Below are 13258 nucleotides of genomic sequence, written 5' to 3'. Positions count from 1 at the left end.
TCCGCGGCGTCACGTGAACATGGGGCGAACGGACGGTGCGTCGGCGACGACGGCTCCCGCCCGCGGCCCGGCCCGCGCCGCTACTGCCCGGCGCCCATCCCGCCGTCGATCCGGTACTGGGCGCCCGTGATGAACGAGCTCTCGTCCGAGGCGAGGAAGAGCACCAGCGCGGCGATGTCCGAGGCCTCGGCGTAGCGTCCGAGCGGGATCCCGGCCTCGTAGGCGGCACGCTGCTTCTCAGCGTCGCCGCCGCCCGCCTCGATCGAGCGCATCATCCGCGTGTTCACGGGCGACGGGTGGATCGAGTTGACCCGGACGCCGGTGCCCGCGACCTCGAGGGCCGCGCTCTTGGTGAGCCCGGCGACCCCGTGCTTCGAGGCGACGTAGGGGCTGAGGTCCGGGGCGCCGTCGAGCCCGGCGACGGAGGAGGTGTTGATCACGCTGCCCCGCCCCTGCTCGATCATCCGCGGCAGCACGGAGCGGAGCCCGAGGAAGGCACCGCGCAGGTTGATGCCGATGACGCGGTCGAAGTCCTCGAGGGCCGTGTCGACGATCGACGCCACCCTCCCCTCGATGCCGGCGTTGTTGAAGAAGACGTCGATCCCGCCGAAGGCGTCGACGGTCGCGCTCACGTAGCGGTCGACGTCGTCGGGGTCGGAGACGTCGGCGCGGACGGTGAGGACGCGCCCCTCCGCCTCGAGGCCCGCGGCCGCCTCGTCGAGCGCCGACTGGTCGATGTCGACCAGCACGACGCGGGCTCCGGCGTCCAGGAGCGCGCGGGCGGTCGCGAGGCCGATGCCTCCGGCGCCGCCGGTGATGATCGCGGTGCGGTCAGTGAAGTCGGTCATGGTGATTCCCTTCGTCGTCCTTGGTGCGGGGCGGCGGCGGTGCCGACCCGCTCCCAGCACGCTAGGCGGCCGCCGGCCGCCTGCCACGGGGGTCGACCTCCGCGGGGGGCAGGGGTTACCGGCGCAGTCCCGAGACGAGCGCGAGGAGCCCGTCCATCGACTCGACGACGAGGGGCGGGAGGTCGCCGCGCTCGGCGACGAAGGCGATCGGGGTGGTCGCGACGACGTGCCCGGCGAGCTCGCCGTCGACGTGCACGACCAGGAGGCCCGCCCCCTCGGCCTCGGGGGTGCCGACCACGACCTCCCGCTCGCCGAGGAAGCCGGTGCGCGGTTCCGTCCGGGCGGTGCGGATCCACGCGGGCAGCGGCTCCTCGGCGACGTACCTCGAGAGCGCGTCCTCGAGCGACGGGCAGGTCACGTCCTCCTGCGGCAGCCCGAGGCGGTGCGCCTCGAAGCCGCCGTCGACCGGCGTGATGAAGCCGAGCACGGCCTCCGGCTCCCGCGGGTCCTCGGTGCGGGCGCGGACCCGCCAGCCGTCGTCGCCGACCGGGTCGAGCTCCACGTCGTCGACGGTCGCGGGCAGTGCTGTGCGGATCACGGGTGGTCCTTCCTCGAGGGACCGTCCAGTCCACCGGACGGCGGAGGGCGCGTCACCGGGGTTGACGACGGTCGCACCACCCGCATCGAGCACGCCCGCTCCAGACGCGTCCGACTGCTCCCGCTCCGGCACAAGGCCCAGCGCGCGGGCCGCCGTCTCCGCTTGACTGGGGGCGACGCGCCGACCCTCGGCGCACCCGGGAGGCGACATGGCGAACCACCGTTTCGAGCTGCGGTCCGGCCGCGGGATGGGCGTCTCGGCGGCGGGCGATCCCGTCGCCGACCGGCTGGTGGTGTTCTGCCACCCCACTCCCGGAGCGGGCGGCTTCGACCCCGACCCGACCGTCACCGGTCCGTGGGGTCTGCACCTGCTGATCCTCGACCGCCCCGGCTACGGCGCCTCGGACCCGGTCGACGCCGCTCACGGCCGCGTCGAGGACCGCGCGGACGACCTCGCCGAGTACCTGCGCCGCTCCGAGCGCACCGCCCGCATGGTCGAGGGCGCCCGCTTCGGCAGCGTCGGCGTGGTCGGCTGGGGCTCCGGCGGTGCGTTCGCGCTCTCGCTCGCGGCCCGGCACCCCGACCTCGTGGACCGCCTCGCGCTGGTCGGCACCCCCGCGCCCCCGCAGGCCGGCGTGATCGTGCACCCCACCAGCGCGTGGGAGCGGCGCGAGACCCTCCGCGGAGAGGACGCCGACGCGATCGCCGCCGCCCTCCCGCAGACGCAGCCGGGCCTGGACGCGCTCGGGATCGACTCCGACGACCCGGTGCTCGCCACCCACGGCGGACTGCGCAACCGGCTGGAGCGGATGCTCGCCGAGGGCTGGCGGCAGGGCTCGAGCGGCGCCGCGACCGACCTCGCGGCGCTCCGCGACGGCTCCTGGGCCGACGACCTCGACCGGGTGACCGCCGAGACGCTCCTGGTCCACGGCGACGCGGACCCGGTGGCGAGCGCCGAGGACGGCCGCTGGTACCGCGGCCGCCTCGCGCGGGCGCGCACCGTGACGGTCGACGGAGCCGGCCGGCTGGCGCTCGTGCGCGAGTGGCGCCGGATCCTCGACCACGTCGCTCCGCTCGAGCGCGGGGCGGAGGGCCGATGAGCCGCCTGGGCGCGGGCCCGCTCGTGCTCGTGTCGGCGATGGCGGTCTCGGGAGTCGTGCACCTGGTGCACCCGCGGACCTTCGACGCGGTCGTCCCGCGAGGGATGCCCGGCTCGGCGCGCGGATGGGTCCTCGTCTCGGGAGCGGCGGAGCTGGTCTGCGCGGCCGCGACGCTGCACCCGCGGACCCGCGCGGCCGGCGGTCTCGCCTCCGCCGCCCTGATGGCCGCCGTCCTCCCCGGCAACGTGCAGATGGCGCGGGACGCCCGTCGGCCTCGGACCCGGGTGATCACGCTGCTGCGCCTCCCGCTCCAGATCCCGCTCGTACTCTGGGGTCTTCAGGCGGCACGCAGCCGCTGACGCAAGCCCGCGCGTGCGCGGATCGCCCGCTGCTACCGTCCAGGCATGACCGACCAGAGCGCGGACGACCGCCACGACCAGCTGACCAGCGCCCCGAAGGCGACGGAGGCCGACGCGGCCCCGCGCATCGAGGTCTCCACCACCGAGGCCGGCGACACCCGCATCGACATCCGCGAGGACGCCGCCGTGCGACCGGGCCGTGTCGACGAGAACGGCGACGAGCTCGACGAGGGCCGCGACGATGCCTGAGCGCCGCCGTGCCGCCCTCGTCTACAACCCCGTCAAGGTCGACCTGGAGTCCGTGAAGGCCGCTGTGAAGCGCGCCGAGGAGGCCGCCGGCTGGGAGGAGACGCTCTGGTACGAGACCTCCGTCGAGGACCCCGGAGCCGGTCAGACGGAGGAGGCCCTCGCCGCGGGCGCCGACGTCGTGATCGCGGCCGGCGGCGACGGGACGGTCCGCGTCGTGGCGGAGGCCCTCCGCGGCTCCGACGCCTCGCTCGCGCTGCTGCCCTCCGGCACCGGCAACCTGCTCGCCCGCAACCTGAACCTCACGCTCGACGACATCGACAACTCCCTGACCGTCGCGTTCTCCGGACAGGACCGGGCGATCGACGTCGGGATGATCGACATCGAGACCTCCACGGGCCGCGACCGCCACGCCTACGTCGTGATGGCGGGCCTCGGGATCGACGCGAAGATGCTCGCCAACACCGACGACGACCTCAAGAAGCGGGCCGGCTGGCTCGCCTACGTGGACGCGCTGCGGAAGGCCCTGCTCGACAAGAACCAGCTCGAGTTCCGCTACCGCCTCGACGGCTCGAGGACCCGCAAGGTGCGCGCGCACACGATCATCGTGGGCAACTGCGGCGCCCTGCCGGCGAACATCCTCCTGCTGCCGGACGCGGCCGTCGACGACGGCGAGTTCGACATCGTGCTGCTGCGCCCCGAGGGCTTCTTCGGCTGGGTGCAGATCATCTTCAAGGTGGTGTGGGAGAACGGCGTGCTCCGCCGCAGCGGCGTCGTCGGCAAGAAGCTGATGGGCCTGACCAAGGAGGTGTCGGCCCTGCGGTACGTGAAGGGCCGCGACCTCACGGTCCGCCTCGAGCACGCGCAGGAGATCGAGCTCGACGGCGATCCGTTCGGCTCGACCTCGGCGTTCCGCACCTGGATCGAGCCCGGCGGGCTGACGGTGCGCGTCCCGGCGTAGCGCCGGCGGCGGCCGGGCGGATCCGCCCGGTCCGCCTCCCGCCGGGAGAGAGGATCGTCATCCCTCCCGGCGGAGGCGTCTGCTCCGAGCAGGGCGGTGCAGTGCGGCTTCGGGTACCGCACCCCATGCACCTGCATGAACACGGCGACTGTAGTGCGGAATCCGTCGCCGACGCAACGATCCGCGGGGCTCCGGCGGCTCGAATGGGTAATTCCACCGTGCGATGCTCCGTGACCGCGACGGATTCCGCAGCTGACTCGCCCCGGCAGGAACGTGATCGCCCGTCCGTCGATCGACGGGGCTTCTCCTCGGCACGGTGCCGACACGCGCACGAAACGCCCGCCCGCTAGCGTGCGCACATGACATTCCGTGCGTCAGCCGCGCTCAGCGCGCTCGTGGCCTCCTCCCTCCTCCTCGCACCCGCCGCCATCGCCTCCCCCGCCGCCCGCGCGGGCGCCGTCGACGGGGGCACCAGCGCCGGCGATCCCTACTTCCCCGGCCTCGGCAGCAGCGGCTTCGACGCCCTCACCTACAGCCTCGTCCTGAAGTACGATCCGGCGACCCGGGCCCTCGGCGGCAGGGCCGTGGTCACCCTCGCGCCCCAGAAGGACCTGCGCTCGCTCTCCTTCGACCTGACCGGCCTCACCGTCTCGAAGGTCACCGTCAACGCCGGGGGCGCCCGGTTCTCGCAGTCGGGGGACGAGCTGACCGTCACGCCCGCCCGGACCCTCCGGAAGGGCCTGCCCGCACTGGTGAGCATCGACTACGCCGGGACCACCGGGAACCCCGTCGACGGCACCGGGGCCCCCTTCGGCTGGTGGTCGACGGACGACGGCGCCCTGGTCGCCAGCGAACCGGACGGCGCCTCGACCTGGTACCCCGTCAACGACTCGCCCGCCGACAAGGCGCGCTACACCTTCAGCATCACGGTCCCGGAGGGCCGGACGGTGGTCGCGAACGGCCTGCCGGTCGGCTCCCCCACCACGTCGAAGGGGTGGACGACCTCCCGCTGGGTCGAGACCAGCCCGATGGCGAGCTACCTCGCCATGGTGAACATCGGCGACTACGACCTGGTCCGCTCCACCCAGGGCGGCGTGACGACCATCGACGCGATCGACCGGGACATCACCGGCGACACCCGCGCCCGCACCGAGGCGGCCCTCGCGAAGCAGGGCGCGATCATCGACTACTTCTCCTCCGTCTTCGGCCCGTACCCGTTCCGCTCGGCCGGAGCCGTGGTCGACGACGAGCGGATCGGCTACGCCCTCGAGACCCAGGGCCGCTCGTTCTACTCCGGCGGCGCGGACGAGTCGACCGTCGCGCACGAGACCGCGCACCAGTGGTACGGCGACAGCGTCACGCCGGAGACCTGGTCCGACATCTGGCTGAACGAGGGCTTCGCGACCTACGCCGAGTGGCTCTGGGAGGAGCACACCGGCGGCGCGAGCGTCACCGAGTCCGCCGCCCGGGTCGCCGCCGCTCCCGCCGACGACCCGTTCTGGTCGACCGCCGTCGCCGACCCCGGAGCTGGGGGCCTCTTCGACGCGCCCGTCTACGCCCGCGGCGGCCTGACCCTCGTCGCCCTCCGCGACCGGATCGGCGCGGACGCGTTCGGCGTGCTGCTGAAGCGCTGGGCCTCCGACAACCGCTACTCGAACGCGACGACCGCCGACTTCCAGGCCCTGGCCGAGAACGTCTCCGGCTCCGACCTGGCGGACTTCTTCGACACCTGGCTGCGCACGCCGGAGAAGCCCGCCGGTCTCTGACCCCCGGATCGCCGCGGCGCGGCCGGGGTGTCAAGGAGGGACGGCAGGTCGGCCCGAGCCGATACCGTCCCTCCATGGGCTTCTTCGACCGCAACGACTCCTCGACCAGCGCCGCAGCGCCGCAGCCGAGCGCACCTGATCCGCAGCGGCGGGTCTGGAGCGACGGCCTCGGCCGGTTCGCCACCCGCTGCCTCCAGGTGGTCATCGTCCTCCTGCTGGCCTCGGTGCTCGTCTTCGCGATGACGCAGCTCACGCTGGTGCTCATCCCCGTGATGATCGCGCTCATCCTCGCCGCGGCGATCCACCCGGTCCTGGCGTGGATGCGGCGCAAGGGCGTGCCGTCGATCCTCGCGACCTGGCTGGCGCTGATCGGGCTGCTCGCGATCCTCGGCGCGGTCGGCTGGCTGATCACGGTCGCGGTCCGCAACCAGTGGGACGAGCTGGTCAGCAGCGCCTCCGACGGCATCACCTCGCTGCAGGACTACGTGCAGCACCTGCCGTTCCAGATCACCGACGAGCAGATCGAGTCCGCCCGCCAGTCGGTCGTCGACTTCCTCACCTCCAGCTCGTTCGGCAACGGCGCGCTCGCGGGCGTCTCCGCGGCGGCGAACTTCATCACCGGCCTCGTGCTGATGATCGTGGTGCTGTTCTTCTTCATGAAGGACGGCCCGAAGATCTGGGAGTTCCTCCTGCGCCCCTTCACCGGCTCGGGCTACGAGCGCGCCAAGCGCGTCGGGCACAAGACGGTCGACGTGCTGGGCGGCTACGTCCGCGGAACGGCGACCGTCGCGGCGGTCGACGCGATCGGCATCGGCGTCGCGCTGGCGATCATCCAGGTGCCGCTGGCGATCCCGCTGGCCGTCATCGTCTTCCTCACCGCGTTCATCCCGATCGTCGGAGCCACGGCCGCCGGCATCCTCGCCGCTCTCGTCGCGCTGGTGGCCAACGGCCCGGTCGCCGCGCTGATCGTGATCCTGGTCGTCATCGGGGTCAACCAGCTCGAGGGCAACTTCCTCCAGCCGGTCGTGATGGCGCGCTCGCTGAAGCTGCACCCGCTGATCGTCCTGATCGCCCTGACCGTGGGCACCGTCCTCGCCGGCATCGTCGGCGCCGTGCTGGCCGTGCCGATCGCGGCCGTCGTCTGGGGCATCGTCTCGATCTGGAACGGGCCCTCCGACCCCGCCGAGCCCGCGCGGCAGAAGCGCGCCGAGACGGTCTAGGCCCCCGGGACCGTCGAGCGCGGGCCTAGCGCTCGACGATCCCGTCGCGCAGCGCCTGCCGGCGGAGCGAGATCTTCGTGCCGACGGCCAGCCCCTCCGCCCGGTACTTGCCCCGGGCGCTGCGCAGCGAGCTCCGCGCGGCGTCCTGGGTGATGCCGAGGAGCGTCGCGACCTGCTTCAGCGGCATCCCGTCGACGAAGAGGCGCACGATCTCCCGCTCGCGGTGCGTCAGGGTGCCCGGGCGATCGGCCCCGAGCAGCTCCCTGGTCTGCGCCGTCAGGAAGCGCTCGTCGCGCGCCGCCGCTCGGATCGCCGCGAGGATCGTCTCGGTCCGCTCGCTCTTGACCACGTAGCCGTGCGCCCCGGCCTCGAGCGCCCGGCTGATCGTCCCCGGCTCGGAGTGCGTGCTGATGATGATCGTGGCGGCGCCGGCGGCCGCGATGATCCGGATCTTCATGGCGAGGTCGAGCTCGTCGCCGAGGTCGATGTCGAGCAGCACCACGTCGGTCGGGAAGGCCGGGTGAGCGAGCAGGTCCGTCCAGGTGCCGGCCGTCGCCGCCACGCGGATGTCCGTGCCCGAGCGGCGGATCCACTCCGCCAGCGCCGCCAGCAGGATCGGGTGGTCGTCGAGGATGGCCAGCGTGATCGCGGGCTCGTCGCTCATGTCGTCGTCCTCCTCCGGGGGCGGTGGGCGACGAGGATCCTCGTCGCGCCGTGGTCGGTCGTCGTGCGGTGCTCGCCGAGCTCGCTGAGGATGCCCCAGACCGAGCGGTCGAGGTCGCGGGCGCGGATGCCCGCGGCGACCAGGGCGAGCTCCACCCCGCCGCCCTGGCCCGGCTCCAGGCGGACGGCGAGCGGAGTCCTCCCCGCGGGGGCGGTGAGCAGCCAGAGCACCGAGAGCAGCCGCGAGCGGTCGAGCGGGGCCAGCAGCGCCGCAGCCCCGCTCGGATCGTCGATCGCGACAGCGGAGGACAGCAGCGCCGACTCCTCCACCGCGATCCTCAGCCAGGTGCGGTCGTGGCTGCGGGCGAGCGCCTCGCGGAGCTCGTCTCCGAGCACCCGCGCCCGCTCGCCCAGCTCCTCGTCCAGCGGCACCGGCGTCCGGACCCGTTCGAGGAGCTCCTCGATGCGGGCGTCCACCTGCGAGAACTCGTCGTCCGCGGCGTGGACGGTGCCGTCGGCCAGGCTGCGGTCGAGCGTGCGCCGCACGTACTGGTCGAGCGAGGTGAGCACGACGACGCACACGGCCGCGGGCGCGACGGCGAGGAGGACGTTGCTCACCGCGAGGGCGGCGCCTCCGTCGCCGAGGAGCGCCTGGCCGACGAGGCCGAGCGCCGTGAGCCCGACCAGGACCACCAGAGCGAGGAACGAGCGCGAGAGCGGCTGGAAGGTGATCAGCGCGATCACGCCCGCGCCCACTCCCACGCAGACCGACGGGTAGTACATCGGAGCCGGTGTCGGCAGGGCGTGGTCGGCGAACTCGAGCAGCAGCGCGGCCACGTCCACAGCGAGGACGCCCGCGAAGGCCCGGCGCGGCAGCTCGCCGTGGCGGCGGAGGGCGATCGAGACCCCCACCGCGCTCGCGGCGACGACCAGCAGCCAGGAGAGTCCGCTCAGCCAGGTCGCGGACCGCGCGTCGAGGGACCAGAGGTACGAGATCACTCCGCGGATGTCGAGCAGCACCGCCATCGTGAGGAAGCCCAGCCCGAGGTAGCTCCCGCTCAGGCGGTTCGGCCGGGTGAGGCGCTCGCGGATGCTCCACAGCGCGCCCGGGCTCCTGTCCGCCGCCCGGACCAGCTCCAGGAGCGTCCCCTCCTCCTGCCGCGACCCGCTCACAGCGGCACGCTCAGCAGCACGGTCGCGCCGGACCCGGGCGCCGAGAAGACCCGGACCTCGCCGCCCACCGCCTCGATCCGGCCGACGACCGACTCCGCGAGGCCGAGGCGTCCGGCCGCCACCGCGGCCGGGTCGAAACCGCGCCCCTCGTCCGAGACGACGACGCGGAGCGAGCCCGCCTCCTCCGCCACGCTCACGTGGGCCAGGTCCGCTCCGGAGTGGCGCCGCACGTTCTCGAGGCACTCCCCGGTCGCGCGCACCACGGCGTCGAGCACCTCGGGTCGGATCCGCGGCTGCGCACCGCCGTGCCAGCGCACCTCCACGCCCACCGCCGCCGACCGCCGACCGAGCGCGAGGAGCGCCTCCGGCACCCCGGCCGCCCCGTCCGGGTCCGGCTCCTCCACCGTCTCCAGACCGCGCAGGAGGGCCAGGTCGGCGGCGGCCCGGTCGCGCAGCACGGGAGCGGGTACGCCCTCCCCCCGGTGCGCCACCAGCGTCAGCGTCGCCAGGATCGTGTCGTGCATCAGCCGCGCGTCGGCGCGGTGCCGGGACTCGCTCTCGCTCGAGCGGCGCTCGGCGTCGTGGGCGGTCCGGAGGCGGGCGGTGCCGACGTGCGCACGCGCGACGCAGCCCGCGAGCCACCGCGCGGCGGTCAGGAGCAGCGCCCAGCAGACGACGACCGAGATCAGGACGAAGGGAGCGCGCCCGGACGCGCCCGTCGCCGCCGCGCCGAGGGCGAGGACCGGGAGCAGCGCGAGGACCGCGGCCCACGGCATGCCCCGCCAGGAGCCGACGGCGAGCAGCGCGCACGGCAGCGCCATCGAGGCGAGCATCGTGATCCCGCCCAGAACGGCGCGGAGGGAGGCGTCGACGCCCGGCGAGAGGAAGGCGGCGAGTGCCGCGACGTCCAGCGCGGATCCCAGGATCACGGCCCTCGTTCCGGTCGCGACCGATCGGCCGGGCGCGAGCTGCACGAGCGCCGAGACGACCAGCAGCGCCAGGCTCGGCAGCACCGTGGTCAGCTGCGCGGGCGTCAGGGCGAGCAGGTGCAGCGCGGAGGCGGCGGTCAGCACCCCGCCCGCCCGCCGGGCGCAGAGCACGCCGACCTCGCGCTGCTCGCGCAGCAGCACCGCGGCGTCGGCGGGCCGGGGAGGCAGGGGCACGGTGACCTCGGGAGGACGGGCTCCGGGCTCGTTCCGGGGCGACGGTGGCGGGGAGGCTGTGGCGGGGAGGCTGTGGCGGGGATCGGCGGCGGGGAACGGCGCGATCCGAGTCGTATCGTGGCACAACGCGACCCGCCCGGACAGCGGTTCCGGCCGCCTCGCGCACGCGGATCGGCGCGCCGTATGACGCGGGCGGTCGCGCTCGGGGGCCGTGATCCCGTAGAGTCGAGACATCTCCTGGGCGATCGCCCGAATTCCACGGCTGAGAAGTCGCACGACGACGAAGAGACTCAGCCCCTGATAGAGACCGCACCGACCGAGAGCATCGTCCTCGGTCGTCCGGTTCGAACGCCCGCCTCGCACGCGGGTACCGCCCTTCACAGGACGCCGCGGAAGCCGCGCCGTTCCTCGTTCGACCCCCGCTCCACCGGCTCGCCCGGTCCGCGGGACGTTCTCCCCCGCAGAGCCGCCCTCCCCCGGAGGCGCGAGCTCAGCCCCTAGACGACCCGGACGACTCCGGCAGACGCGTGTTTCACCCGCGGAGGCCGAGTCGAGCGGGTACCGCACACTCGTGCGGACTCTGACGACGCGGGCCCCGGTCGGCGTCATTAACACATAAGGAAAAGAAATGCCTACTGGCACCGTTAAGTGGTTCAACTCCGAAAAGGGCTTCGGCTTCATCGCTCCCGACGACGGAGGCGCCGACGTGTTCGCGCACTTCTCCGCCATCGCGAAGCAGGGCTACCGCGAGCTCGTCGAGAACCAGCACGTCGAGTACGACGTCGAGCAGGGCCGCAAGGGCCCGCAGGCCGCGAACATCCGCGGCGTCGGCGAGTAATCTCCGACTTCCGACGCCCCGTCGACCAGGATCCCCGGATCCGGTCGGCGGGGCGTCCGTCGTTGACGGGGTGATTACGCCCCCGGCCGGCGGAGGCGAAACCCGTGCCACCCCTCCGGGCCGCAGGATCGGTATCCTCTCCGTGGCGGCTCCCGAGCTCACGGAGCCCGCGACGCCGTCCGGGACTCCGGCGCGTCGGCACCACTTCACGGCGGAGACAATGGGACGACTGATCTACGGACCGCAATCACTCGAGATCGACTTCGAGGACCGGCTCCTCGCGCACCTCAAGGTCGCGATGTTCACCAAGATGCGGCGGAACGAGTCGTTCAGCCTCTCCTGGAGCGAGCCGGAATCGTCCGGCTACGGCCGCAGCTCCGTCTGGGTGCACCCGACGACTCCGCTGCACTTCCGGTTCCACGGCAGCAAGCGCCCGTCGCTCAACCGCCTGTGGATCGAGCAGTTCATCGCGAGCGCGAACAACACCGGCGAGATGACCGTGGTGCCGGAGCCGGCCGAGGGCTCCTGACCCGCGACGCTCCTCAGACCACGAGCGGCCGGGCCGTGTGCACGAGCTCCTCGTGCGGCAGGGCCCCGAGGCGCTCGGCGATCTCGGCACGGGCGCCTGCGTCGACCGACGCCCGGGCGTGCTCCTGCGGCCGCAGCGGCGTGAGGGTGACCAGGTCGGCGTGACCGGTCGCCAGGTCGAGCCGCTCGGGCAGGCCGGGGCTGCGCAGGCCCAGGAGGACACCGACGGTGCCCTGCTCATCGGTCCAGGCGGGCGGCGCCGCGACGTTCGCGAGCCGCGCCGTGTCGAGGGAGCTGCGGCAGCACACCCCCTGGAGGGCGGCCCGTCGGGCGGCCTCGTACAGCAGGCGGAAGTGCCAGTGGTTCCAGAGCTCGGCGGTGGGGACGCCGCGGACGGCGGACGTCTCGAGGCACAGCTCGAGGCCGAGACCGGTGCCGGGATGCGCGAGCCGGTCGAAGGGATCGCTCAGCCCGTCGGTCGCGAGCACCACGGAGGCGCCGCGGTCGACGCGCAGGAACGCACGGTGATCGGTGGGCCAGCGCGCGCCGCCGCGGACGCCGGGATCCTCGGTCGAGACGACGACGGTGCGATCCAGCGCACCCACTCCGCGCCAGGCGTCGGCCCGGTCCTCCGCCACCGCCTCGGCCAGCGCCCGCCTCTCGTCCTCGGTCCATCGGACCTCACGAGTGCGGTTCAGGAACAACGACATGGGACTCCCCGTCCGCGCGACCGACGTGCCGCGCTCCCGGAACGCTACGGCGCCCACCCCTGCTCCTCCTCCGAGCAACCGGAACGCCAGCTGTGTTTGTTGCGCGGCGGTCCCCGCCCGCCGCGGCGCGGTCGGCTCCCAGGAGTGGCCGGGCAGGTGGAGCGGGTCGCGACCGGCTACGCCGAAACGCTGGAACGCGTTTCGTCGGTTCGCCTCCGGCGGTGTTCACTCCCGCGGCGGTCCCCGCCCGCCGCGGCGCGGTCGGCTCCCAGGAAAGGCCGGGCAGGTGGAGCGTGTCGCGACCGGCTACGCCGAAACGCTGGAACGCGTTTCGACGGTTCGCCTCCGGCGATGTTCACTCCCGCGGCGGTCCCCGCCCGCCGCGGCGCGGTCGGCTCCCGCAGACGGTCGGGCAGGTGGAGCATGTCGCGTCCGGCTACGCCGAAACGCTGGAACGCGTTTCGACGGTTCGCCTCACGGCGCGCCGCCGTGGCCGTGGACGGAGGAGTCGATGGCCCGCGCGGCCGGGCGTCCACCGCCGCTGGGTCCTCGAAGCGAACCGGCGGAACGCGTGTCAGCGTTCCGTCGTAGCCGGACGCAGGACGCTCCACCCGCCCGGCCATCCCGAGTAGCCGACTGCGCCGCGGCGGGCGGGGACCGCCGCGAAAGAAGGCTCACCCCAGCGGGTTGATGCCGTTGGTGCGCCAGCGCTCGTCGGCGAGCTGGCCGGGGGTGCCGGCGCTCGCGTTCTCGCCCAGGGGCTCGCCGCCCTCGACGGCGTCGGCGCCGAGCGCGGTGCCGGCTCCCTCGGCGGTGCTGCCGGGGGGAAGCAGGCCCTCCTCGTCCTCGCGGGGGCCGACCTCGACCTCGGGGGCGTTCTCGGAGCCGCTCTCGCTCATCGGGTCGTAGCCGTGGTCCGGGTCGCGGCTCTCGTCGGCCGTCGTGTTCTCCTCGACCTCGGCGTCGGCGGGACGGACGTCGTCGGCCTTCTCCGCATCGGTGGAGGGGGTGGCCTCGAAGCCTGCGAACTCGGGGCTGTCGTCTGCGCTCATGGCCGCCACGGTAGCACCGGGCCCGCGAGCACCG

General features: G+C 73.8%; 15 protein-coding genes. 8 read left to right on the top strand and 7 right to left on the bottom strand.

What is annotated here, in order from left to right; genetic code table 11:
• Positions 1-80: 80 nt before the first annotated feature.
• Positions 81-848: an SDR family NAD(P)-dependent oxidoreductase gene (locus tag C5C44_RS05370; RefSeq protein WP_104335472.1), complete on the bottom strand. Its 768-nt coding sequence runs from the start codon at positions 846-848 to the stop codon at positions 81-83.
• A gap of 115 nt (positions 849-963) precedes the next feature.
• Entirely contained in the window at positions 964-1446 is a 483-nt protein-coding gene (locus tag C5C44_RS05365) for a hypothetical protein (protein ID WP_104226109.1), read from the bottom strand.
• A 208-nt stretch (positions 1447-1654) separates the two neighbouring features.
• Between C5C44_RS05365 and C5C44_RS05360 the strand changes: the two genes are divergently transcribed.
• From C5C44_RS05360 to C5C44_RS05335, 6 genes are all read left to right on the top strand, one after another.
• Positions 1655-2545 (top strand): alpha/beta fold hydrolase, encoded by an 891-nt coding sequence (locus C5C44_RS05360; RefSeq protein ID WP_104246947.1) that lies wholly within the window; start codon positions 1655-1657, stop codon positions 2543-2545.
• On the top strand, positions 2542-2904 hold the full coding sequence (locus C5C44_RS05355) for a hypothetical protein (protein WP_104222929.1): 363 nt from the start codon (positions 2542-2544) through the stop codon (positions 2902-2904). The genes C5C44_RS05360 and C5C44_RS05355 overlap by 4 nt, the downstream gene beginning before the upstream one ends.
• Positions 2905-2949: 45 nt before the next feature.
• Positions 2950-3153 (top strand): multidrug transporter, encoded by a 204-nt coding sequence (locus C5C44_RS05350; protein WP_104335471.1) that lies wholly within the window; start codon positions 2950-2952, stop codon positions 3151-3153.
• Entirely contained in the window at positions 3146-4111 is a 966-nt protein-coding gene (locus C5C44_RS05345) for a diacylglycerol kinase family protein (RefSeq protein ID WP_104335470.1), read from the top strand. The genes C5C44_RS05350 and C5C44_RS05345 overlap by 8 nt, the downstream gene beginning before the upstream one ends.
• Before the next feature lie 359 nt (positions 4112-4470).
• Positions 4471-5877 (top strand): M1 family metallopeptidase, encoded by a 1407-nt coding sequence (locus tag C5C44_RS05340; RefSeq protein WP_104335469.1) that lies wholly within the window; start codon positions 4471-4473, stop codon positions 5875-5877.
• Between the two features lie 74 nt (positions 5878-5951).
• Entirely contained in the window at positions 5952-7097 is a 1146-nt protein-coding gene (locus tag C5C44_RS05335) for an AI-2E family transporter (RefSeq protein WP_104226105.1), read from the top strand.
• A gap of 25 nt (positions 7098-7122) precedes the next feature.
• On the opposite strand, the gene C5C44_RS05330 is transcribed toward C5C44_RS05335, so the two are convergent.
• The 3 genes from C5C44_RS05330 to C5C44_RS05320 are packed head-to-tail and all read right to left on the bottom strand — an operon-like array spanning position 7123 to position 10096.
• On the bottom strand, positions 7123-7761 hold the full coding sequence (locus C5C44_RS05330; RefSeq protein WP_104246949.1) for a response regulator: 639 nt from the start codon (positions 7759-7761) through the stop codon (positions 7123-7125).
• Positions 7758-8933 carry a hypothetical protein gene (locus tag C5C44_RS05325; RefSeq protein ID WP_104273765.1) on the bottom strand — a complete coding sequence of 392 codons (1176 nt, stop codon included), beginning with the start codon at positions 8931-8933 and terminating at the stop codon, positions 7758-7760. The genes C5C44_RS05330 and C5C44_RS05325 overlap by 4 nt, the downstream gene beginning before the upstream one ends.
• Entirely contained in the window at positions 8930-10096 is a 1167-nt protein-coding gene (locus C5C44_RS05320; RefSeq protein WP_104335468.1) for a sensor histidine kinase, read from the bottom strand. The genes C5C44_RS05325 and C5C44_RS05320 overlap by 4 nt, the downstream gene beginning before the upstream one ends.
• 628 nt (positions 10097-10724) lie before the next feature.
• On the opposite strand from C5C44_RS05320, the gene C5C44_RS05315 reads away from it, so the two are divergent.
• Positions 10725-10934 (top strand): cold-shock protein, encoded by a 210-nt coding sequence (locus tag C5C44_RS05315; protein WP_055786246.1) that lies wholly within the window; start codon positions 10725-10727, stop codon positions 10932-10934.
• Between the two features lie 142 nt (positions 10935-11076).
• Positions 11077-11463, top strand: a complete 387-nt coding sequence (locus C5C44_RS05310) for a hypothetical protein (protein ID WP_258066673.1) — start codon at positions 11077-11079, stop codon at positions 11461-11463.
• Between the two features lie 13 nt (positions 11464-11476).
• Here the strand turns inward: C5C44_RS05310 and C5C44_RS05305 are convergent, their stop codons facing one another.
• On the bottom strand, positions 11477-12172 hold the full coding sequence (locus C5C44_RS05305) for a hypothetical protein (protein WP_104257992.1): 696 nt from the start codon (positions 12170-12172) through the stop codon (positions 11477-11479).
• Between the two features lie 674 nt (positions 12173-12846).
• A complete protein-coding gene (locus C5C44_RS05300) occupies positions 12847-13224 on the bottom strand; it encodes a hypothetical protein (protein WP_146084310.1) in 378 nt (125 codons plus the stop codon).
• Between the last annotated feature and the right edge of the window lie 34 nt (positions 13225-13258).

The organism is Rathayibacter sp. AY1F6 (assembly GCF_002932035.1).
GTDB lineage: Bacteria > Actinomycetota > Actinomycetes > Actinomycetales > Microbacteriaceae > Rathayibacter.
The sequence above is the reverse complement of the archived record's forward strand: the minus strand, read 5'-3'. Positions and strand labels throughout refer to the sequence as shown.